Origin of the sequence: Sulfurimonas sp. (assembly GCF_026196735.1) — a bacterium.
Taxonomy (GTDB): domain Bacteria; phylum Campylobacterota; class Campylobacteria; order Campylobacterales; family Sulfurimonadaceae; genus Sulfurimonas.
Map to the genome: position 1 here is coordinate 331,315 of NZ_JAPHUF010000007.1, position 20,634 is coordinate 351,948.

The 20,634-nt window shown below is 34.5% G+C and carries 23 protein-coding genes; 16 read left to right on the forward strand and 7 right to left on the reverse strand.

The features are described from left to right. Nucleotides 1-2,406: an efflux RND transporter permease subunit gene (locus tag OQK60_RS04885; RefSeq protein WP_297684670.1), complete on the forward strand. Its 2,406-nt coding sequence runs from the start codon at nt 1-3 to the stop codon at nt 2,404-2,406. On the opposite strand, the gene OQK60_RS04890 is transcribed toward OQK60_RS04885, so the two are convergent. Beyond that, nucleotides 2,407-3,648 (reverse strand): DEAD/DEAH box helicase, encoded by a 1,242-nt coding sequence (locus OQK60_RS04890; RefSeq protein WP_297684672.1) that lies wholly within the window; start codon nt 3,646-3,648, stop codon nt 2,407-2,409. 77 nt (nt 3,649-3,725) lie between these two features. Beyond that, nucleotides 3,726-5,939 carry a TIGR03545 family protein gene (locus OQK60_RS04895; RefSeq protein WP_297684674.1) on the reverse strand — a complete coding sequence of 738 codons (2,214 nt, stop codon included), beginning with the start codon at nt 5,937-5,939 and terminating at the stop codon, nt 3,726-3,728. A 143-nt stretch (nt 5,940-6,082) separates the two neighbouring features. Here OQK60_RS04895 and OQK60_RS04900 point away from each other — a divergent pair, with 143 nt between their 5' ends. From OQK60_RS04900 to OQK60_RS04910, 3 genes are all read left to right on the forward strand, one after another. Further along, a complete protein-coding gene (locus tag OQK60_RS04900; RefSeq protein WP_297684676.1) occupies nt 6,083-6,619 on the forward strand; it encodes a pyridoxamine 5'-phosphate oxidase family protein in 537 nt (178 codons plus the stop codon). A 50-nt stretch (nt 6,620-6,669) separates the two neighbouring features. Beyond that, nucleotides 6,670-7,317, forward strand: coding sequence for an adenylate kinase (gene adk, locus OQK60_RS04905; RefSeq protein WP_297684678.1), 648 nt, complete (start codon nt 6,670-6,672; stop codon nt 7,315-7,317). 237 nt (nt 7,318-7,554) lie between these two features. Then, nucleotides 7,555-7,800: a hypothetical protein gene (locus OQK60_RS04910; RefSeq protein WP_297684680.1), complete on the forward strand. Its 246-nt coding sequence runs from the start codon at nt 7,555-7,557 to the stop codon at nt 7,798-7,800. Between the two features lie 57 nt (nt 7,801-7,857). Here OQK60_RS04910 and OQK60_RS04915 read toward each other — a convergent pair whose 3' ends face one another. The 3 genes from OQK60_RS04915 to OQK60_RS04925 are packed head-to-tail and all read right to left on the reverse strand — an operon-like array spanning nt 7,858 to nt 10,557. Further along, complete coding sequence (locus tag OQK60_RS04915; protein ID WP_297684681.1) at nt 7,858-8,427, reverse strand: adenylate kinase; 570 nt, start codon at nt 8,425-8,427, stop codon at nt 7,858-7,860. An 8-nt stretch (nt 8,428-8,435) separates the two neighbouring features. Next, nucleotides 8,436-10,193 (reverse strand): aspartate--tRNA ligase, encoded by a 1,758-nt coding sequence (aspS, locus tag OQK60_RS04920; RefSeq protein WP_297684683.1) that lies wholly within the window; start codon nt 10,191-10,193, stop codon nt 8,436-8,438. A 43-nt stretch (nt 10,194-10,236) separates the two neighbouring features. Continuing rightward, on the reverse strand, nt 10,237-10,557 hold the full coding sequence (locus OQK60_RS04925; RefSeq protein WP_297684685.1) for a thioredoxin family protein: 321 nt from the start codon (nt 10,555-10,557) through the stop codon (nt 10,237-10,239). Nucleotides 10,558-10,669: 112 nt separating this feature from the next. On the opposite strand from OQK60_RS04925, the gene OQK60_RS04930 reads away from it, so the two are divergent. Both OQK60_RS04930 and OQK60_RS04935 read left to right on the forward strand, forming a co-directional pair. Continuing rightward, nucleotides 10,670-11,101, forward strand: a complete 432-nt coding sequence (locus tag OQK60_RS04930; protein ID WP_297684687.1) for a hypothetical protein — start codon at nt 10,670-10,672, stop codon at nt 11,099-11,101. Between the two features lie 79 nt (nt 11,102-11,180). Beyond that, complete coding sequence (locus tag OQK60_RS04935) at nt 11,181-12,035, forward strand: NAD(+)/NADH kinase (RefSeq protein WP_297684689.1); 855 nt, start codon at nt 11,181-11,183, stop codon at nt 12,033-12,035. Nucleotides 12,036-12,037: 2 nt separating this feature from the next. Here OQK60_RS04935 and OQK60_RS04940 read toward each other — a convergent pair whose 3' ends face one another. Beyond that, the gene (locus OQK60_RS04940) at nt 12,038-12,550 is read right to left on the reverse strand and encodes a tetratricopeptide repeat protein (protein WP_297684691.1); all 513 of its coding nucleotides are present in this window, start codon (nt 12,548-12,550) and stop codon (nt 12,038-12,040) included. A 205-nt stretch (nt 12,551-12,755) separates the two neighbouring features. Between OQK60_RS04940 and OQK60_RS04945 the strand changes: the two genes are divergently transcribed. From OQK60_RS04945 to OQK60_RS04990, 10 genes are all read left to right on the forward strand, one after another. Then, a complete protein-coding gene (locus OQK60_RS04945) occupies nt 12,756-14,291 on the forward strand; it encodes an AAA family ATPase (protein WP_297684693.1) in 1,536 nt (511 codons plus the stop codon). An 11-nt stretch (nt 14,292-14,302) separates the two neighbouring features. Next, on the forward strand, nt 14,303-15,079 hold the full coding sequence (locus OQK60_RS04950; RefSeq protein WP_297684695.1) for a TatD family hydrolase: 777 nt from the start codon (nt 14,303-14,305) through the stop codon (nt 15,077-15,079). A 77-nt stretch (nt 15,080-15,156) separates the two neighbouring features. Then, nucleotides 15,157-16,383, forward strand: coding sequence for a lytic transglycosylase domain-containing protein (locus OQK60_RS04955; RefSeq protein WP_297684697.1), 1,227 nt, complete (start codon nt 15,157-15,159; stop codon nt 16,381-16,383). Next, nucleotides 16,376-17,188 carry a septal ring lytic transglycosylase RlpA family protein gene (locus tag OQK60_RS04960; protein WP_297684699.1) on the forward strand — a complete coding sequence of 271 codons (813 nt, stop codon included), beginning with the start codon at nt 16,376-16,378 and terminating at the stop codon, nt 17,186-17,188. The genes OQK60_RS04955 and OQK60_RS04960 overlap by 8 nt, the downstream gene beginning before the upstream one ends. A gap of 14 nt (nt 17,189-17,202) precedes the next feature. Next, complete coding sequence (hisB, locus tag OQK60_RS04965) at nt 17,203-17,775, forward strand: imidazoleglycerol-phosphate dehydratase HisB (protein WP_297684701.1); 573 nt, start codon at nt 17,203-17,205, stop codon at nt 17,773-17,775. Next, nucleotides 17,772-18,266 carry an HAD-IIIA family hydrolase gene (locus tag OQK60_RS04970; RefSeq protein ID WP_297684702.1) on the forward strand — a complete coding sequence of 165 codons (495 nt, stop codon included), beginning with the start codon at nt 17,772-17,774 and terminating at the stop codon, nt 18,264-18,266. The genes hisB and OQK60_RS04970 overlap by 4 nt, the downstream gene beginning before the upstream one ends. A 1-nt stretch (nt 18,267) precedes the next feature. Further along, nucleotides 18,268-18,789 (forward strand): LPS export ABC transporter periplasmic protein LptC, encoded by a 522-nt coding sequence (gene lptC / locus OQK60_RS04975; protein ID WP_297684703.1) that lies wholly within the window; start codon nt 18,268-18,270, stop codon nt 18,787-18,789. Further along, nucleotides 18,786-19,265 carry a lipopolysaccharide transport periplasmic protein LptA gene (gene lptA / locus OQK60_RS04980; protein ID WP_297684705.1) on the forward strand — a complete coding sequence of 160 codons (480 nt, stop codon included), beginning with the start codon at nt 18,786-18,788 and terminating at the stop codon, nt 19,263-19,265. The genes lptC and lptA overlap by 4 nt, the downstream gene beginning before the upstream one ends. Further along, nucleotides 19,265-19,900 (forward strand): ribosome biogenesis GTP-binding protein YihA/YsxC, encoded by a 636-nt coding sequence (gene yihA, locus OQK60_RS04985; RefSeq protein WP_297684707.1) that lies wholly within the window; start codon nt 19,265-19,267, stop codon nt 19,898-19,900. The genes lptA and yihA overlap by 1 nt, the downstream gene beginning before the upstream one ends. After that, on the forward strand, nt 19,890-20,351 hold the full coding sequence (locus tag OQK60_RS04990) for an N-acetyltransferase (protein ID WP_297684709.1): 462 nt from the start codon (nt 19,890-19,892) through the stop codon (nt 20,349-20,351). Before yihA ends, OQK60_RS04990 begins: the two co-directional genes overlap by 11 nt. On the opposite strand, the gene OQK60_RS04995 is transcribed toward OQK60_RS04990, so the two are convergent. Further along, entirely contained in the window at nt 20,335-20,487 is a 153-nt protein-coding gene (locus OQK60_RS04995; RefSeq protein WP_297684711.1) for a hypothetical protein, read from the reverse strand. The genes OQK60_RS04990 and OQK60_RS04995 overlap by 17 nt on opposite strands. Nucleotides 20,488-20,634 lie beyond the last annotated feature (147 nt).

The window sequence follows — 20,634 nt, forward strand, 5'->3', positions numbered from 1 at the left end:
ATGAGCTGGCGAATCAAAACTGAATCGTTTTTAGAAAAAATGGGCGTTACAATTGCTCTACATCCTAAAAAAATAATCTTTATCATATTGACACTAAGTATGATTATCATTTCAAATGTACCAAAAATAACTATAGATACCTCTACAGAAGGCTTCTTGCACAAATACGATCCTGCTTTAACACGCTACGAAGAGTTTAAAAAACAGTTTGGTCAAGATGAGATGATTTTTTTGGCTGTTAAAACAAAAGATATATTTGATATAGATTTTTTACATAAGCTTAAAGAACTACATGTAGATTTAAAAAACAATATTCCGCATCTCAATGATATAAATTCACTTATTAATGCAAGAAATACAAGAGGTGAGGGCGATATTCTTATCGTTGAAGATCTATTTGAAAACTGGCCTCAAAATGAAGTTGAGTTAAAAAAAATTAAAAACATAGCCGTAAATAATGAACTTTATAAAAATCTTCTATTTAATGAAGACAAAACCTTGACTACTATTATTATAGAACCAAGTGCTTATGAAAACTCTGTTGATGGTGATGAGCTTGAAGGCTTTGCCGATGAATCAATCGTACAAGAGGAGTTTGAGTTTTTAACCGATGAGTCAAAAGGAGAGATGCTTAATTACGCAAATGAAATTGCACAGAAATATAATTCTGAAGATTTTGAGGTTTATTTAGCAGGGTCAATGGCTGTGAATGATTTTATTAAAAAATCTATTCAAACAGATATGCAAAAGTTTGTAAAACTTGTTTTGTTGATGATGCTTATTTTTCTTTTTATTGTTTTTCGTCGCCTTAGCGGAGTAGTTCTTCCAATTTTTATAGTTTTAATCTCATTGTTAAGCACTGTAGGTGTCATGTCGCTGTCAGGTACACCATTTACAATACCAACTCAGATACTTCCATCATTTCTTCTGGCTGTGGGCATTGGAGCTACAGTACACCTGCTCGTGATATTTTACAAGCACTTTAACGAAAATGGCTCAAAAGAAAAAGCTATTTCCTATGCTTTGGGACACTCCGGTTTGGCAATTATTATGACATCAATAACAACAGCAGCCGGACTTCTGTCGTTTGGTATTGCTGAACTGGCTCCTGTGGCTGACTTGGGCATATTTGCTGCTATTGGTATAATGATAGCTTTAATTAATACTATTGTTTTACTGCCGACGATATTGGCGGTGCTGCCTATTAAACCTGCAAAAATGAATCATTTAAATAGCTCTATGCGGATGGATAAATTTTTAATCTTTATTGCTAATTTTAGTTTTAACCATGCTAAAACGATTGTGCTTCTTGGTATCGCTGTTTTTGTTGCCTCTGTTTACTTTGCTGCAGGTATCAAGTTAGAACACGAATCCCTTAGTTGGCTGCCTGAGAGCTCGTCAGTCAGAATATCTACAGAGCTGTTTGATAAGGAACTTAAAGGCTCCGTAACTATGGAAGTTATTATAGATACAAAAAAAGAGAATGGGCTTTATGATTCAGAACTTTTACAAAAAATAGATTTAGTCCGCAAAAAAGCTGAAGCCATAGAAAATGACAAATATTTTGTGGGTAAGGGATGGAGTGTTGCTGAAGTCTTAAAAGAGATTCACAGAGCTTTGCATGAAAACAGGCAGAATTACTATGTTATAACAGATAATGACGCTCTGATACCGCAAGAGTTTTTGCTTTTTGAAAACAGCGGCAGTGACGATTTGGAAGATTTTGTTGATTCATCCTTCTCTAAAACAAGATTGACCTTTAAGTTGAAATGGGTAGAAGCAGGTGAATATGGTGATCTAAACGAGGAACTTCGATCGCTTTTGAGAAGTGAATTAGGCGAGAGCGTAGATATTACAATAACGGGAATGATACCACTTTTTCATAGAACGATAGTAGCAGCCGGAAACACCCTTGTTTCTAGTTATGTAACTGCATTTATTCTTATCTCTCTTATAATGATTATACTGCTTGGAAGTGTGAAAGTTGGTCTTGTAAGTATGATTCCAAACATTTTACCGGTTGTTATGACTTTGGCATTTATGAATGTAACCGGTATGCCGCTGGATATGTTTACTATGCTTATAGGAGCGATTATAATCGGTCTGTCTGTTGATGATACGGTTCACTTCTTTCATAACTTTTCAAGATATCACAATCAAGGTTTAGGTGCTAAAAAAGCCATAGAAGAGACTATGCTGGGAACTGGTAGGGCGATGATAGCAACGACTATTGTTTTAGCTCTTGGTTTTTATGTTTATATATTTGCTACGATGAGTAACATTGTAAACTTTGGTATATTGACTGGAGGGGCTATTATTGTTGCTCTTATAGCAGATATCTTGCTTGCTCCTGCACTACTAAAACTAATATTCAAAGATGAAAGAAGAGACTTCAAAAACTTATAGCTATCTATTTGCTTTTTGTAGAGCTTTTTCTCTAAGCTTATCTTTTTTACTTTTGCTTTTGCCTTTGACGGGTGCCGGACCTTTTAGTTTTTTAGGAGCTTCTCCTTTTAGTTCAAACCCTTCTATCTGCTCAGGTGTTAGTTTTACCTTACATTTTTTCTCTATAATGCCAAAATGGTCTTTATCCTCATGAGATACAAACGAGATAGCTATTCCTGATTTACCAGCTCTTGCAGTACGGCCTATGCGATGTATATAGTCTGTTGGTGAGCGTGGCAGATCAAAGTTGATTATACATGTGATATCGTTAATATCAAGACCCCTCGCAGCAATATCTGTTGCAAATAAAATACGGATTTTTTTACTCTTAAAATCATTTAGAGTCTGTGTGCGCTCATCTTGGTAAAGGTCACCGTGAAATGATTCTGCCGAATAGCCATACTTTATGAACTTTGCAGCTATATTGTCTGTAGCTCTTTTATTTGCCATAAATACAAGTACCTGTTCCCACTTCTCTGTATCAAGTAAATATCTTAGCAGTGGACCTCGATTTTCACGATTTACTTCTATGACACGCTGAGTAACACTCTCAACTGTCGGTACTTTATTTTCTATCGTGATTTGAACAGGCTCTTGAGTGATTCTAGAAGCAATATCCAAAATCTTTTGAGGGTAGGTTGCTGAAAATAGAAGATTTTGACGCTTACTGGGTATCTCTTGGAGTATTACTTCAAGTTCTTCAGAAAAACCAAGATTTAGCATTTTATCTGCTTCATCAAGAACAAAAAAGTCAAGGTGAGAGAGGTTCATCTGTTTTTTTGTAAAAACATCAAGCAGTCTTCCGGATGTCGCCACCAAAATATCACACCCTTTTTGAATAGCAAAAATCTGATCTCCAAGACTCTCGCCACCAATAACACTAACCACCTTTGGTTTTCTATCTAAATCTGCACCAAATGTATTAAAAGTATCCGCAACTTGAAGTGTAAGCTCACGAGTAGGTGTCAGAACTAATGCTTTTATCTTTGCTTTACCCTCACCGACATTTTTTGACCAAAGTTCTAAAATCGGCAAAACAAAACTAGCACTCTTTCCGCTTCCTGTCTGAGCCATAGCCATAACATCCTTGTGCTCAAGTACAAGAGGGATAACTTTTTCTTGTACCGGTGTCGGTTTTGTATAGCCACTTTTTTTAAGCGCGTTTTGTATTTTTGCAGATAGTCCTAGTTTTGAAAATGGCATTTGGTTTCCATTTTTATTTTATTTACGCCGTTTATTGTAGCATTAATAATAAATCCTTTTTAATTAAGTTTATAATTTTAAAAAAACTTCTTTAGTAAGTCAGAACTACCGGATGCCGGAGAAAAGCTTGTGTTTATGCCACCTAAAGCATCTTGTTTTGAGTTAAGTAAAGAGCCAACATCACCAAGGTCCGCAGAAAGCCCTTCGCTTGAGCCTCCTGCTTTTTCCATTATGCCTGCTGTAAGCTCTTTTTCAAATCCTTTGGTCGCTTTTGAGACCATTGACTTCATACCCGAAGCTAGTTGTTTGTCTAGGTCACTTTTTACTTTAATATCTGGTTTTTTAATATCTCCGTTTAGAGATATATCTAAGTTGAACTTTGAGATGCCAGAGAGCAGGTCGTTTACAAGTTTTTGCGAAGGCATTGCAAGTTTCACTTCTTCAACGCTTACATTGCTTTTTGCTTTTATATTCATATCTGATACCTCACCATCAAATTTTGCATTTGCAACTATATCATTCATGCTTAAGGCCTTTATATCAAGTGCAGCTGTTTTAAAACCTGTAGCTTTTACATCGAAGTATGTATGTGCTTTTTCACCGCGTCTGTCATCAAGAATATCCACGGTTATTTTTTTGTACTGTTTGCCTGTAGCATCTGCATGAACCATCATAGGTTTCCAATAGAGTTTTTGGTTGCTTGAGAGATCTTTTACTTTTACCTCTAAAGTATCTTCTTTTAGTTTTATATTTATATTTGACTCTTTAATAACAAGCTCTGGAATCTCTGAAAGATTGGCATACTTAATCCATCTTCCTTCCCCGCGAGGAGGAGCAACTTCTTTAACTTCTTTTTTAGAGCCGTCATTTAAGTACGGACGCAACATTTCATAATATTTCAGTGCTTTTTGCATATACATGTCAATCTCATCGCTCATAAGCGTACCTATAAGGTTGGCTCCACCGCTTGCACTCAAAGAGTACTTCTCTTTAAGACGGTCTATGTCTTGTTGGGGAAGATTTTTAAGCTCATAAATCTGTTTTTTTAAGCGTTTTTGGTCTGCATCAAAATCTTTTTGTAGAGATGTATACTTATTTTTTAAGCTGGTTATTTTTGATTTTAGTTTATCTATATCACTCTTAGCAGAAGCTATTTTTGAGATGTCTGCATTTTGCAGACTTTTTTGCAGCGCGGCAGCATCTGCTTTTATCTCATCCACTTCATTTGTATTTTTTAGCTCAGATAAGATTTTTGTCCACTTATCTTTGGTCGCTTGTATGTCAGCACGCAGCTTTTGAGCTTCTGTAACCGACTTTAGTTCCTCTTTAGCTAAGATATCATCTACGCTTGGAATAGAAAACGGATTGCTTATCGTTGATGATGACTTTTTATCTTTAGTAGCGGCAGTAGCTTGTGTCTGTGAAATATAAGTGCTGTCGTAAGGATCTGCTGCAACTTTTCTTTTTTCATTAAAAGCCAAGGCATTTATATTTAGTTTCTCTATCATTGCTTTTTTCTCAACTAAAGCAGAAAAACCAAGGTCAAACTCTACATCTTCAACTTGAACGAGGTTATGTGTCAGCTTGTCTTTGTCTGCCACTTCTATGCCAGATATCTTTACATTTAGGTCTGAAAAACTTGAGCTAAAATCTTTAACACTTACCTTAGTTTGCAAAGAATACGAAAGCCCTTTTTCTATAGCCATACGAGCTAAAGGGTCAAAAATCACAACAAAAATTATAATTATTGCAGCTGTTAAGCCTCCAAAAACACCAAGCCCCCACCAGCGAAAAAATGAACTTGATTTTGCTTCTTCATTAAAAAGGTTCATCCAGCGAGTAAGTTTCCACTCGTTTAGTTTTATGCCTATCTGCTCTCTGTATAGAGTTACAACTTTGTTTAAAATTAACAGCATTGGAATAGCAAGTATAGTTGAAACAACTACTGAACCGGTCACGAGTGTATAGTTAAACGAGCTCCATCTAAACAACGCCGAGTTATACATGGAAGTAAATAGAGCATTTAAAGCATCATTTGTGAGTACTGTGTAACCAATAGACTCAAAAAGCGGGTCAAAGAGATAACCAACACCGCTAAATATCACAGTAAAAAGAAGAAAAAGTCCAAAATTCACATTTAAAATAAGTGCTATCAAAAGAATATCTAAAAGTATAAGAGAAAAGGATGGTAAAAATCCGGCGAACATTGCCAGGACTATTGCCCCTGAGAGTTGCCATGACTGACCTGAAGAGTTTAGAGCCTTAAACAGTTTGCGTGCAAGTTTAAACATTTTTAATCCTTATAGAATAATTTGACTATTATATACTAAGTCAATTAAAAACAATCAAATTGTATAACTGAAATATATTATTGTTTGTGTTTTGGTATACTTGCTGCTGTAAAAAAACTAAATATTACATGAAGGATTTTAAATTGGGAAAACAATACAAAGCATTACCAACAGCAGAAATAGAGTTCATCAAAGAGCAAAAACTTTTTTATATTGCATCATGCTCTAACCATGAGGTAAACCTTTCACCAAGGGGCTATGAGTCTCTACATGTCATAGATGAAAATACTTTGTACATGATAGACTATTTAGGTAGCGGAAACCGTACAGCAAGAGACATAGGCGAGGACGGAGAGATTACTCTTGTGTTTAATGCTTTTGAAAATAAACCAAAAATTCTTCGTTGTTTTTGTAAAGGAGAGGTTATTTTAAAAGATAATCCTGAGTTTGCAACAGCAAGTAGTTTTTTCTCTGAAGATATGAATGCAATTCGTCAGATATTTAAATTTAATATATATGCCGTAGAGACAAGTTGCGGTATGGGCGTTCCTATAATGGAATACAAAGAAGAGCGACCGCAAGTCCGTAATTTTGCACTTAGAATGCAAAAAGAAGGAAAGTTTGATGAGTATGTAAAAGATCATGAAGTTCCGCCAAACTTAAAAGAATTGCAAAGTTAGTTTTAACTTCATTTATATATAATTTCATCAATAAAACATATAGGATAAATATGAGAATAATATTATTAGGAGCACCGGGTGCAGGAAAAGGTACTCAGGCTCAATTTTTGACCAAAAAATACAACATTCCTCAAATCTCTACAGGTGACATGTTAAGAGCAGCTATCAAAGCCGGTACAGATATGGGTAAGATGGCTAAAGCTGCTATGGATGCAGGTCAGCTCGTAACTGATGAAATAATTATCGGTCTTGTAAAAGACAGAATTGCTGAGGATGACTGTAAAAACGGTTACCTTTTAGATGGTTTCCCTCGTACGCTTCCTCAAGCTGATGCTGTTACAAATGCAGGTATCGTTATTGACGCTGTTATCGAGATAGATGTTCCGGACTCTGAGATAGTTACTCGTATGGCTGGCCGTCGTGCTCACCTTGCAAGTGGAAGAACTTATCACTTAGTTTACAATCCGCCAAAAGTTGAAGGCAAAGATGATGAAACGGGAGAAGATTTAGTTCAGCGCGATGATGACAAAGAAGAAGTAGTTCTCGATAGACTAAAAGTTTATCATGAACTTACTCAACCACTTATCGGCTACTATAAAGACCAAGCATCTAAAATCGACACATTAACTTACATAACTGTTGACGGTACTGCTGACATCGCTGATGTTGAAGCAGCAATCGTTTCTAAGCTAGGCTAATCAACTTCTACATGTAGTGTCCAGAATTCTTCTGGGTGCTTTTATTGTTTTAAATTTACACCTCAAGATAGGTGGAACTTTGCCCTGTTTTATGACACTTCAAAAACTCTTAAAAATTTAGCTTATACAAAAGGTTACATAACTAATATGAAATTACTTTTGTATTGTTATTTAAGCGCAAAGCATAATATATATTGCTACTATCTTCCTAAATTATAGTTAATAAAAGGTAAAAAAATGAGCTTATCTGCAAGTGAACCGCAAAAATACACTCTTGAAGAAATAGAACTTGAAATTGCAGAGTTAAAGAAAAAAATCATATTATCAAAAGTTAACCATCACATGCATTTACATTTATGCATTCCCAGTTTCGGACTTTGGCCAATTGTTTGGGGCTACATTACTGTAGCTGCAAAGATCGAAAGAAATAAATATAAAAAAAGGTTAAACGAATTAACTAAAGAAAAAGAACTTTTAGTATAAAGTTTAATTCTAAAAAAAGTAAAATATTTTTTCCCGCTCCCGTGCTGTGTTTAAGAGCTATATTTTACTTTTAACGAAACTTCCCATTTCAGAAACTATTGTCTCGATAGTCCCTTCGCCACTTATTACATGCAAAAGATTTTTTGACTTATAAAAAGATTGAATGTCCGCTAAAGGCTCTGTGTAAACTTTCATACGATTATTAAAAACCTCTGTGTTGTCATCAGCACCGCGGGCGCGACCAAGAACTCTATCGCGAGCTGTATCTTCACTAACACGAACTTCGATAACGCTAGTAAGCTCTAAAGAAGAGTCTTTGCTAAGATACTCATCTAAAGCATTTAACTGCTCCATGCTTCTAGGATAACCGTCTATAATAATAGTGTCAGTAGGAGCATTTTTAATAGCATTAGTTATAGTTTTTATTGCTACTTCAATTGGAACGATTAAACCTTTAGAGATGTACTTATCTATCTCTAAACCAAGCTCACTCTTTGTTGCAACTTCTGCTCTTAACATGTCGCCGGTAGAGTAGTGTGTTATTTTGTCATTTTGCTTTGCTATTAACTGGGCATCTGTAGTTTTACCAGAGCCTGGAGCTCCGATAATAAGAAATAGTTTTTTCATAAGTGGGACTATTTAGTAGCTTGTTCGCGCAAACGAATATGTAAATCGCGAAGCTGATTGTTATCAACAGCACTTGGCGCTTTTGTAAGAATACAAGAAGCTTTTTGAGTTTTAGGAAATGCAATAACATCTCTAATACTTGCTTTTTTAGTTATAAGCATCATTAATCTGTCAAAACCTAAAGCAAAACCACCGTGTGGAGGTGCTCCAAATTTAAGTGCATCTAGTAAGAAACCAAATTTTTCTTGTGCTTCTTCTTCATCTATTCCAAGAAGTTTAAATACTTCATTTTGAACTTCTTCTTTATGAATACGGATAGACCCACCACCAAGCTCAGTACCGTTTAAAACAATATCGTAAGCGATAGATTCTATATCTTCAATATCTTCTTTATCAGTGTCTTTAGGCATAGTAAACGGATGGTGAAGTGCTTTTACACGACCATCTTCAATTTCAAACATTGGAAAATCAACTACCCATACAAATTCAAATGCATTTTCATCTACAAGATTCATTTTTTCATGCTCAGCAATAAAATTTCTTAATCTTCCCATATAATCCCATACAGTTTTTTTATCGCCAGCACCAAAAAACACAACATCGCCAACTTGCATATCAAGTCTCTCAACTAAAAGTGTTATGTCATCTTCGCTAAAGAACTTGATAAGTGGACCTTTAAGGCCATCTTCTTTCATTTGAAAATAACCAAGACCATGAGCACCAAATTTGCGTACATAATCTTCAAATGTTTTCATCTCACGCTTAGAAAACACTAAATCTGCACCAGGAACTTTAAGTGCTTTAATACGGTTAGTATTTGGCTTTTTAGCAATGTTTGTAAAAATTTCGTTGTCACATCTCTCAAAAATATCTATAACATCCACCATTTTAAGGTCGTACCTCATGTCAGGTTTATCAGAACCATACCACTCCATAGCATTTGTATGTGTTATACGGTTAAATGGAGCTTGAACTTCAACACCACAAGCTTTAAACATAGCAGTTAGAAGATCCTCAGCTACTTTTATAACATCTTCTTGATTACAAAAACTCATCTCAACATCTATTTGAGTAAATTCTGGTTGTCTGTCAGCTCTTAAGTCTTCATCACGGAAGCATTTTGCTATTTGGAAGTATCTGTCAAATCCGCCAACCATTAAAAGTTGTTTGAAAAGTTGTGGAGATTGAGGTAGTGCGTAGAATTCGCCGCTGTGAACACGAGATGGAACTAAATAATCTCTAGCACCCTCTGGAGTTGATTTAGTTAAAATTGGAGTCTCAACTTCTAAAAAACCGTTTTCATCAAGAATATTTCTAGCCGCGATTGCCGCTTTAGAACGAAGACGAAACACTTCATACATGTCAGGGTCACGAAGTTCTAAGTAGCGGTATTTTAGTGTAGTTTCTTCACCAACACTTTTATCGCCAATTACAAATGGAAGTGCAGCTGATTTATTCTCAATGATAAGTTCATTAACTATAATCTCAATAGCACCTGTTTTTAGTCTTGGGTTAGTTAAACCTTCACCACGAAGACGAACAGTACCTTTTGCAATAAGAACAAACTCATCACGAACACTATCTGCAACTTTATGTGCTGCTGCACCATCTTCTGGGTCACATGTAAGTTGAATAAGACCTGTTTTGTCTCTTAAATCGATAAAGATAATTCCACCGTGGTCACGGTAGTTGTTTGCCCAACCAGTTAGAACAACATCTTGTCCTACATTTGCTTCATTTAAATCTGTACAATAATGACTTCTCATAAAATAGAGTCCTGCTAAATAATTTTCGCGATTATATCGAAACTTAGCTTATAATTTCTTCAATGTCCTGAGAAAGAACGACACCTTCTCTTCTGTAAAGAATGGTGTCGCTGTCTTTGTATATGACCATCGTAGGAAGTCTGTGGACATGATACTGCTCTGCAAGATCTTGACAATCATTGCAGTCAATAAGTAAAAGAGATACATTTTCATTATCTTCTTCTAAATCTTCAAGTTCACTTTCAAGCGCATGACATGCATCACAAAACTCTGAGCCAAATTTCAATATAACTATCTGATTTTTGGCAAATTCTTGCGCCATAATGTTGTGAAACTCTATCTCTTGTATCTCAAAAACTGCCATTATTTCTCTCTTGTTTTCTTATTTGTGCAAATTCTAGCATATATATTTGTATATATAGTCAAATAAACAGTAGGAATAAAAATTGCTTGTTACATATAATTAAGGAGTGTTTTTGATAGGTATTAATAGCTACAATTCCAGTATTTCCACTGCTCTAAATACATCACAACAAAACTACAACAGAAGTAGTGAGACAAAAAATTCTGAAACAAAGAGAGTCTCTGAAGCTCAAGACTTTTACGATATAGCTAATAGTTATGATGTTAAAAACATTAGTGTTGGTGAAACGGCTGCTTTGTCCAAAGAGTTGTACAATAAAGAAGAGATCACTATAAAAGAACATGTAATGCTGTCTTCTGATGATAGAAGTTCTCAAGCAGATAAAAATGGAAACTATAATTTGATAGAAGAGTTTAAAACCAGAATGGAGCTAAATAAAAAACTAAGCGAAGAACAAAGTTTGAAAAACAACAAAGAAATCTTAGAAATTCTTACAAAACTAGATACCCTCAAATCAAGACAACCTTTAGATATAAAGATTTAACCCTGCAAAATTACGCTATCGTTGAGTTTTGATTGCAAAAAACTGTATAATCAACAAAATATTTTAAAAAGAGTCGCGTTTGAACAGTAAAAAAATCAAAACCGTTGGTGTAGTTTTAAGACCATCAACCCCCGAACTAAAAGATAGCTACAATAAGCTAAAAAAAATTTTCAACACTTATGACATAACTGTGCTTATAGAAGATAATAGTGCAAAAATGATAGGACTTGATGGAAAGGACTTTAAAAGTATCTGCCTTGATTGTGATTTCATAGTTAGTATTGGTGGAGATGGAACACTGATATCTACCGTTAGAAAATCATTTGATTTTGAAATACCGATACTCGGTATTCACGCTGGAAACTTAGGCTTTTTAGCGGATCTTTCCATAGATGAACTTGACTCTTTTGTTCAAAAAATAATTAAAGGCGAGTATATAGTTGATGATAGAGTGGTTCTTGAAGCGACAGTTATTAAAAACTCTAAAAAAGTTAAGATATACGCTTTTAATGACATCGTATTGACGCGTACAAGAGTTTCAAATATGATACATATTGAGACTTTAATCGACTCCAAATCTTTTAACACTTACTATGGTGATGGTGTAATAGTCTCAACACCAACCGGCTCTACAGCATATAATCTCTCCGCCGGCGGACCTGTGTTGCTGCCGATGACAAATGTGTTTTCCCTAACGCCGATATGCCCACACTCTTTAACTCAAAGACCCGTTGTACTTCCGGGAAAATTTGCAATAGAGATGAAAACATCAGAAGAGAGAGCCTTAATAATCATAGATGGACAAGATGTACATGAGCTTGAGCTAGGGGAGAGTGTACATATAAGACTAGCAACTAAAACTGTCAAGCTTATGCACAAAGACGACTATAACTATTTTGATGTACTAAAAGAAAAATTAAGATGGGGTGATTAGTCTTAATGTTTATCTAGAGAGTACTTTTTCCAAGCTTGTTTGGCTTTGTCAAAATTAGCATTTTTTGATTTTTTAACTAAAGCTGCACCTTTTTTAAGATCTTTTTTCACTCCCGATCCGGTTACAAAAAGCATGCCAAGATTGTACTGGGCTTCTGCTCCTTCTTTATCTATTGCTGATTCAAATAGATTGATAGCTAGTTTGTTTTTTTCGCTGCTTCCCAAATTTTTATAATAAGAAAGAGCTACGGTTATAAGAATAGTCTCGTCATTTTTGTTGAAAGTTTTAGCAAGTAAAGAGGCAGCCTTTTTAACATCTAGTTCTACATCATCTCCTCGTAAATATAGTAATCCCAACATAAACTGTGACTCTATTTCCCCAGCTTGAGCGCCTTTTTCCCAAAAACTAACAGCCGTCTTTATATCATCATCCCCATATGCCTCATCACCTTTTTCATAATAGCTTGCAAGTAATACCGTCGTAAAAAGTATTGTGGTAAGGACATGTTTGAACATTTTTTATATCTCCGTTTTTGTTTTGAATAATCAAGATTTTATACAATTGTATATATTATGTTAAAACTATATCATAAAATATACTATCAATAAATTAAAATATTGCATATTGACATAGAATTATTTACATGTAATAAAAAGAGATAAAATTAAAGAGTTAATAATAACAAAGTATAATTTTAAAATATTTTACAAGGCTACCTGAATGATAGAGAGATTTTTTTTAAAAGATTATCTTAGTTTCAAAGAAATAGAATTAAATTTGGCATCCGGTCTGGTTGTTTTTACCGGACCAAGTGGAAGCGGTAAGTCTATTTTAATGAACTCGATTCTATCATCTGTAGGCTCTGAAGCTTGTGAGGCATCACTCTGTGAATCAACAGTAACATGGGAACTTGATACTCAAAATACGGGTATAGAAAGTGATGATATAAATGTTTTTAAACATATAAAAAAAGAAAAATCAAGATACTTCATAAACAATCAAAGTATTTCAAAAAAAGCTATGAATGCTCTTGCTTCAGATTATTTAAGACATCTCTCTCTTAAAGATTTCAGCGACTTTGAAAATGAGAATCTGCTTTCTATTTTAGATGATAGGCTTGAGAATAAAAAACACAATGTGTTTGCTCTTAAAGATGAATACGCAGAGGCTTATTTAGAGCATAAAAGGGTAAAAAAAGAACTCACTAGTATTGAACAAGAGCAGAAGAAAATAGTAGAACTAAAAGAGTTTGCAACTTTTGAAATAAAAAAAATAGAAGATATAAATCCTAAAATCTCAGAAGACAATGAGCTTTTGGAAATTAAAAAAGAGTTGTCCAAAAAAGAAAAAGTCCTTGAAAGTATCTCCTTAGCCAGCTCTATATTTGATTATGAGCACAATGTATTTGCAGCTTTAAATTTACTAGATGTTGAAAACTCTTTCTTCTCAGATGCAATGAATGAGCTTAGAGCTACGATGGAGAGTGCTCAGGAGAGGTTTTCTGCTCTTGATGAAGTTGACATAGAAGAGGTTTTAAACCGTATAGAGGCACTCTCAGAGCTTAAAAGAAGATACGGAAGTGTTGAAGAGGCTCTTGAATATAAAGAGCAAAAGATTTTAGAGTTGCAAAAATATGAAAACATAGAGATAACCAAGGGTGACTTAGAGGCAAAAGAAGCAAGTCTCGCTAAAAAAGTAAAAGAGCTAGCCACTCAGCTTAGCAAACTTCGACATGTAGAAATAAAATCATTTAGAGATGACTTAAACAAGTACCTTAAAGAGTTGTATCTCAGAGATGCACAGATAGAAATAAAAGAGATAGACTATGAGCTATTTGGAAAAGATGAACTTGTATTAAAATTAAACTCAACAGAGCTTCAAAAAGTCAGTACCGGTGAGTTTAACAGACTGAGATTGGCTATATTGGCATTAAAATCAGAGTTTATGAGCAAAAACGGCGGTATTTTGATGCTTGATGAGATAGATGCAAATCTAAGCGGTGAAGAATCTATGAGTGTTGCAAAGGTTTTAAAGCAGCTCTCAAAGCATTTTCAGATATTTGTTATTTCTCATCAGCCGCAACTTACTTCTATGGGAGATCAGCACTTCTTGGTACACAAAAATGGTGATGAATCACTTGTAAGTGAGTTAGAGTTTGATAACAGAGTAGATGAGATAGCTAGAATCATCAGCGGTGACAATATAACAGACGAAGCTAAAAAGTTTGCAAAAGAGCTTCTACAAGCAAATAAATAAAGGCTGATTGATTGATAGTAGATACACATGTACATTTAGACGATGAAAGATACAGAGATGATTTGAACGAAGTGCTAAACCGTGCTAGAAAAGCCGGTGTTGAGCGTTTTATCATACCGGGTGCTGATGCAAAAACAATAGATAGAGCAGTTGAAATCTCTGAAGAAAATGATGATGTTTATTTTGCAGTCGGCATTCACCCTTATGATATGGATGGTTTTGGTGCTCTTGATTTTGACATGTATGCTAAACACAAAAAGTGCGTAGCTATTGGTGAGTGCGGGCTTGATTACTATAGGCTTGAAGGAACTGATGAGGAAAAAGATGCCCAAAAAGCAAGACAAAAGGAGGTTTTTATTGCTCAAATAGAATTGGCCAAAAAGTATAAAAAACCTCTGATTGTACATATACGCAATGCTTCTAGAGATTCTAAACAAGTACTGCTTGATAACAATGCAAAAGAGGTTGGAGGAGTACTGCATTGCTACAATGCAGATGAAGAGCTACTTAGCCTTGCTAATGAGAACTTTTACTTCGGTATCGGCGGAGTATTAACCTTTAAAAATGCAAGAAAACTTGTAAATGTACTTCCTAAAATTCCACAGGATAAACTTCTTATTGAAACTGATGGACCATATCTTACTCCAATGCCTCATAGAGGAGAGAGAAATGAGCCACTATATACTACCTTTGTTACACAAAAAATATCAGAACTTTTAGAAATACCATTGGATAACATTGATCAAATAACTACCAATAACGCCCTTAAACTCTTTAATATTTCTTAATATGAATAGCTTGTTAACTTGTTTTTATGTTTTTTTGGATAAAATCAATCTTTAAATCTAACAAATAGAGTTATATATTGAAATATTTTTTATTAATTTTTTTACCCGTTTTAGTAAGTGCCAGTTTAACATTTGATACGAACCACAACAAAGAAGTATCTATACTTGAGTCTTTTGACATAGAAGCATCTTTTTTGTATGATCCAATTTTAAATCAAATGAAAAATTCTAACAAGACTATCTATAAAGACAAACGATTTTTTAAAGCAATGGACGATGCATACCTGTTTATTCCAGCGATAAAAAATATTTTGGCTCAAAACAACATACCGGCAGAGTTTCTTTTCTTGGCAATGGCAGAATCCAATTTTTCAACTAGAGCTTACTCAAAAAAAAGAGCATCCGGTCTCTGGCAGTTTATACCATCAACAGGTAAGTTATACGGTCTTAAAATTGATCAGTATGTTGATGAGAGAAGAGACTTGGTAAAATCCACAGAGGCTGCAGCAAAATTTCTTACCCACCTACATAAAAAATTTGGAAAGTGGTATCTGGCTGCAATAGCTTACAACTGTGGCGGCGGAAGACTTAGCAGAGCAATAAAAAGAGCTAAAACTGATGATCTGTCTGTTTTGCTTGATCCAAAAAAGAAGTATATACCAAGAGAAAGCAGGCTTTACATCAGAAAAATCGTTGCTTTGGCTATGATGGGTAATGATGAGCAGTTTTTACTAAACAGCGAGTATGAATATCTTCTTAATCGCGCCAACGCATATTCGATTGCTACTGTAAAGGTGCCAAGGGGTGAGTCACTAAATAGAATTTCAAAACTTATCGGTATACCATTAGATGAGTTAAAAAAGCTAAACAGGCACCTCAAGTATGACTTTGCTCCTCCATATTTAAAGGGTTATGAAATGTATATCCCTTATGTAAAACTATCTGATTTTAAGCAAAAATATTTTGAAGAAAAAATACAAAATATATATAGAGTTCATGTTGTTTCAAGGGGAGAAAATCTCTCTTTAATTGGTAAAAAATATGGCGTTAACTATAAAGTTATTATGGATTTCAATAAATTGAAAAACTCAAGACTAAGTCTAAAGCAAAAACTAATTATTCCGATTGATAATAAAGCCAAGATTGAAAAAATTAATAGTAAGTTTTACTACATGGTTAAAAGTGGCGACACTCTAGAGTCTATCTCTAGGGCACACAAGATTAGTGTCAAGAGCTTGAAGCAGCAAAACAGCATAAAAGGCAGCTTGATTAAAGTAGGAGAGAGGCTAAAACTATATGAATAAACTTTCGATGCTGTTTATTGCTGCAGCGCTTTTATTTACAACCGGTTGTAGCACCAGAGACAAAAGAGTATATAAAAATTTTGGACAAACTAAAACTTATTCAGCAGATAAGAGTTCACATAGTCCTTATGTAAATAAAAAAGATTTTTCTCATCCTACAATGAGACCGTATGTGATTAGAGGGATAAGATATTATCCAACAGTAGTTAATGTCGGTGACGAGTTTAGCGGTAATGCCAGCTGGTATGGTCCAAAGTTTCACGGAAAACTTACTTCCAACGGTGAAAAATACAATATGCATGATATGACGGCAGCTCATAAGACTCTGCCTATGAATACTATAGTTAAGGTAACTAATCGCAGAAATGGGAAAAGCACTGTAGTTAGGATAAACGACAGGGGCCCATTTATCGCAACTAGAATTATAGATTTGTCAAATAAAGCGGCACATAAAATAGATATGGTCGGTGCCGGAACCGCTCCTGTAACTATTGAGATATTAGGATTTGACTCTAAGGGTAAAAAAAGAATACCTACGAAGAAGCAACTTGACGGTTCTCCTCAACAACAATCTTTAGAAGGATTTGCTCTGCAAATCGCTTCTTTTACAAGATTTGAAGGCGCGATTGCTACACAACAAAAACATGACGGAACTGATGGTTATAAGACTGTTATTAAAGATATGGAAACTGAGAGAGGCAGAATGTTTAAAGTATGGCTAAAAGGCTTTAAGAGTGAGCAAGAGGCTAGAGACTACAAGTCTCTTGGAAATTTTAAACATGCATTTATTGTGAGAGATGATTAATTGAAGAGGCTAAAATGATTACAAAAACAAGAAAAACAAAAGAGACAGATATTACAATTTCACTAGAATTAAACGGCACCGGTAAAAGCAATATAAATACAGGCGTTGGATTTTTAGACCATATGCTAGAAAGTTTTTCAAAACACTCGTTGATTGATATGGATATAGAGTGCAAAGGTGATACGCATATAGATGATCATCACAGTGTAGAAGATATTGGTATTGTTCTTGGCTCACTTTTGGCTGAAGCTATTTACCCTGTAAAAAATATGGAAAGATTTGGCTCTGCAAATATAGTTATGGATGAAGCATGTATCTCTTGTGATTTAGACCTAAGCAATCGTCCATTTTTAGTGTACGAGGTTGATGTTCATGGCAAAGTAGGGCAGTTTGACACAGAACTAGTCGAAGAGTTCTTTAGAGCTTTTGTTTTAAATGCTTGTATAAGTACGCATATTGTAATGCAAAGAGGAAAAAATAAGCACCATATTATCGAAGCCGCTTTTAAATCATTGGCTGTTGCTATTCGTCGTGCAACGCAAAAAAATGACAAAGTCGGAATACCAAGTACTAAAGATGTGCTGTGATTAAACTACTTATTCTTGATGTAGACGGCTGCATGACTGATGGTGGAGTTGTGTACTCATCAGACGGAGTTGAGAGCAAAACTTTTAATATCAAGGATGGACTTGGTATAAGTACATGGGTAAAAATGGGTCATCAGGTTGCCATTATCACGGGAAGACAGTCTACTATAGTAAAAAGACGCGCAGATGAACTTGGAATACAGCATATTTTTCAAGGTATTAAAGATAAAGATAGAGTCTTAAAAGAGCTTTTGGAGTCTCTTAATCTTAAACCTTATGAAGTTGCTGCCATAGGGGATGATTTGAATGATTTTAACATGTTAAACCTTGTCGGCAGAAGCTTTACCCCAAACAATGGCGTAAACGCAATTAAAGAGCTTGTAGATACTGTGTTGTCAAAAAATGGCGGAGACGGTGCTGTTAGAGAGATGATAGATATTTTAGTCGAAGAAAATGATTTAACAGATAAATTTTTGGCTGTTTGGGCATAGCATGAATATAAATATTTTTTTTACTATTGTATCTGCTATTTTGTTACTGATACTTTTTGCATTTAAGCCTTTAGATATCAAGCAGCAAGAGTTTACTGATGTACCTCTGTTTAGTATTACATCTTTTACAATGCATGAGTTGAATCAAGAGGGTTTAATTACTCTTATGAATGGCACCAAGGCAGTAAGATATGAAGATAGGTATACTGTAGATTTTATGGATTATACAGACAATTCTAAAGAGTATATAGCAAACATGAAATCTAATACCGGCGTGTATAAAGACGAAATCGTTGACTTAAACGGTGATGTAGTATATTTTAGAGAGGATGGACTGACTTTTGAAACGCAACATGCTGTTTATAATAAAAAAACAACCATAGCTCATGCAGACGGTAAGTATGTTTTATATAGAGGCAAGAATGTAGTTACGGGAGATAGGCTCCAATACAATAACTCCTTAGAGAGAATAAAATCTAAAAATGTAATAGCAAAATATCAACTTAAAGAGAGTAAAAAATGAAGTATATAACAATATTAACTGTTTTTTTAGTATTAAATCTATTTAGTGCAGAACTAAAAATTAAAGCAAAAACTTTTAGTGCTGATCAAAAGAGCGGAGTATCAGTATTTGAGGGTGATGTTAATATAATCAAAAATAACGATGAGTTAAATGCTTCTAAGGTAACTGTTTATACAGACAGCAATCAAGAACCAACAAAGTTTGTGGCAGAGGGTAGTGCATCGTTTACTATACAGACACTAGATGGCTCAAAATATAAAGGCAAGGCCCAAAAAGTAATATATATGCCAAAAGAAAAAGAGTATCATTTCTTTAAAAATGTTCAATTGAACCAGATTAATGAAAAAAAAGAAATTCACGGTGAAGAAGTTGTTTTAAAGACTATAGAAGGAAAAGCGTATGCTAAAGGCGCAGACACAGAGCCTGTGATAATGATTTTTGATATGCCAGAAGAGAACGAAAAGAAGAAAAACTAATGATTGAAATTGTTGACGCAAGCTTTGTAACATCTGCTCCAAATATTATGGCTGCACCAGACACCACGGAGCAGAATGAAGTTGTTTTTATGGCTCGCTCAAATGTTGGAAAAAGTTCTTTGCTAAATGCTCTTACAAACCATAAAGGTTTGGCAAAAGTCTCCTCAACTCCGGGTAAGACAAGACTAATCAACTACTTTGATGTTACTTTTATTGATAGAGAAAATTCTGAAAAAAGTTTTGCAAAATTTGTTGATTTGCCAGGCTTTGGTTATGCAAAAGTTTCAAAATCAATTAAAAGTGATTGGGAAAAGAACTTAACCGACTATATTTCAAAAAGAGCACAAATAAAGATCTTTATACACCTGATAGATTGCAGACATCCATTTTTAGAGATTGACAAATCGGTTAGTGACTTTTTGCTGGAAAACTCCAATGAAAGTCAATATATTTTGCAAATATTCACAAAGATTGATAAGCTAAACCAAAAAGAACAAAATGCACTGAGAAAAGAATTTCCTCATGCAATAATGGTTTCAAGTTCAAAAAAGAAAGGCCTGCCAAAAGTACTAAAGATTATTCACGATATTTTAAAAGAGTCAAGTGATTTACAAGAGTGTATTGATGAATATTGAATTAACAAAGGCAAAACTATCTGATATCCCAATGATGCAAGAATTAGTTCTTCCAGAAGTTGAATCGGGTATAATTCTTGTTAGATCTTCAGATGAAATAGCGACTAATATAAGATCATACATATTAGCTAAAGAAGATAATGTACTGGTTGGTTTTTGTGCACTTCATATCCATGCGCCATCATTGGCTGAAATTAGATCCTTGGTGGTTAAAGAGGATAAAAGAGGCAATGGAATTGGTGAAAAACTTATTGCGCAGGCAATGGATGAGGCTAAAACTCTTGGTGTTCACAAAGTTCTTAGCCTGACTTATAAACAATCTTTTTTTGAAAAACTGGGTTTTGTTGAAATTCCTAAAGAGTCCCTTCCAGAACATAAAATCTGGGCTGATTGTATTAAATGTAAACACTTCCCGATATGCAACGAAGTATCCCTTATAAAAATTCTTTAGCACCATATATATATGTTGCTTTATATTTAATATACACTGCTTTAAGCGGTATATATCTATTTTTACCGCCGCTATTAGCAGTTTTGTTTATACTCTTTACTAGAGCAATTAAGAATGAAGACAGTATTGGAATCATGCTTGTATCTTTGTGTTTAGTGTTTTTTGAAGCAGAAAACGGATATGCATTATTTAGTACTATTATATATTTTAGTATACTTTACAAGTATATAATGCCAAAAATAAGTCAAAATTTTAGTTGTAACTCTTGTATAAAACTAGCAAC

What these genes read in the sequence shown, in the direction of transcription:
- OQK60_RS04995 (WP_297684711.1), bottom strand. Translation starts at nt 20,487, where the DNA reads ATGATTCCAATACTGTCTTCATTCTTAATTGCTCTAGTAAAGAGTATA.
- OQK60_RS04990 (WP_297684709.1), top strand. Translation starts at nt 19,890, where the DNA reads ATGAATATTGAATTAACAAAGGCAAAACTATCTGATATCCCAATGATG.
- OQK60_RS04960 (WP_297684699.1), top strand. Translation starts at nt 16,376, where the DNA reads ATGAATAAACTTTCGATGCTGTTTATTGCTGCAGCGCTTTTATTTACA.
- aspS (WP_297684683.1), bottom strand. Translation starts at nt 10,193, where the DNA reads ATGAGAAGTCATTATTGTACAGATTTAAATGAAGCAAATGTAGGACAA.
- lptC (WP_297684703.1), top strand. Translation starts at nt 18,268, where the DNA reads ATGAATATAAATATTTTTTTTACTATTGTATCTGCTATTTTGTTACTG.
- hisB (WP_297684701.1), top strand. Translation starts at nt 17,203, where the DNA reads ATGATTACAAAAACAAGAAAAACAAAAGAGACAGATATTACAATTTCA.
- lptA (WP_297684705.1), top strand. Translation starts at nt 18,786, where the DNA reads ATGAAGTATATAACAATATTAACTGTTTTTTTAGTATTAAATCTATTT.
- OQK60_RS04885 (WP_297684670.1), top strand. Translation starts at nt 1, where the DNA reads ATGAGCTGGCGAATCAAAACTGAATCGTTTTTAGAAAAAATGGGCGTT.
- adk (WP_297684678.1), top strand. Translation starts at nt 6,670, where the DNA reads ATGAGAATAATATTATTAGGAGCACCGGGTGCAGGAAAAGGTACTCAG.
- OQK60_RS04925 (WP_297684685.1), bottom strand. Translation starts at nt 10,557, where the DNA reads ATGGCAGTTTTTGAGATACAAGAGATAGAGTTTCACAACATTATGGCG.
- OQK60_RS04940 (WP_297684691.1), bottom strand. Translation starts at nt 12,550, where the DNA reads ATGTTCAAACATGTCCTTACCACAATACTTTTTACGACGGTATTACTT.
- OQK60_RS04915 (WP_297684681.1), bottom strand. Translation starts at nt 8,427, where the DNA reads ATGAAAAAACTATTTCTTATTATCGGAGCTCCAGGCTCTGGTAAAACT.
- OQK60_RS04910 (WP_297684680.1), top strand. Translation starts at nt 7,555, where the DNA reads ATGAGCTTATCTGCAAGTGAACCGCAAAAATACACTCTTGAAGAAATA.
- OQK60_RS04945 (WP_297684693.1), top strand. Translation starts at nt 12,756, where the DNA reads ATGATAGAGAGATTTTTTTTAAAAGATTATCTTAGTTTCAAAGAAATA.
- OQK60_RS04895 (WP_297684674.1), bottom strand. Translation starts at nt 5,939, where the DNA reads ATGTTTAAACTTGCACGCAAACTGTTTAAGGCTCTAAACTCTTCAGGT.
- OQK60_RS04890 (WP_297684672.1), bottom strand. Translation starts at nt 3,648, where the DNA reads ATGCCATTTTCAAAACTAGGACTATCTGCAAAAATACAAAACGCGCTT.
- yihA (WP_297684707.1), top strand. Translation starts at nt 19,265, where the DNA reads ATGATTGAAATTGTTGACGCAAGCTTTGTAACATCTGCTCCAAATATT.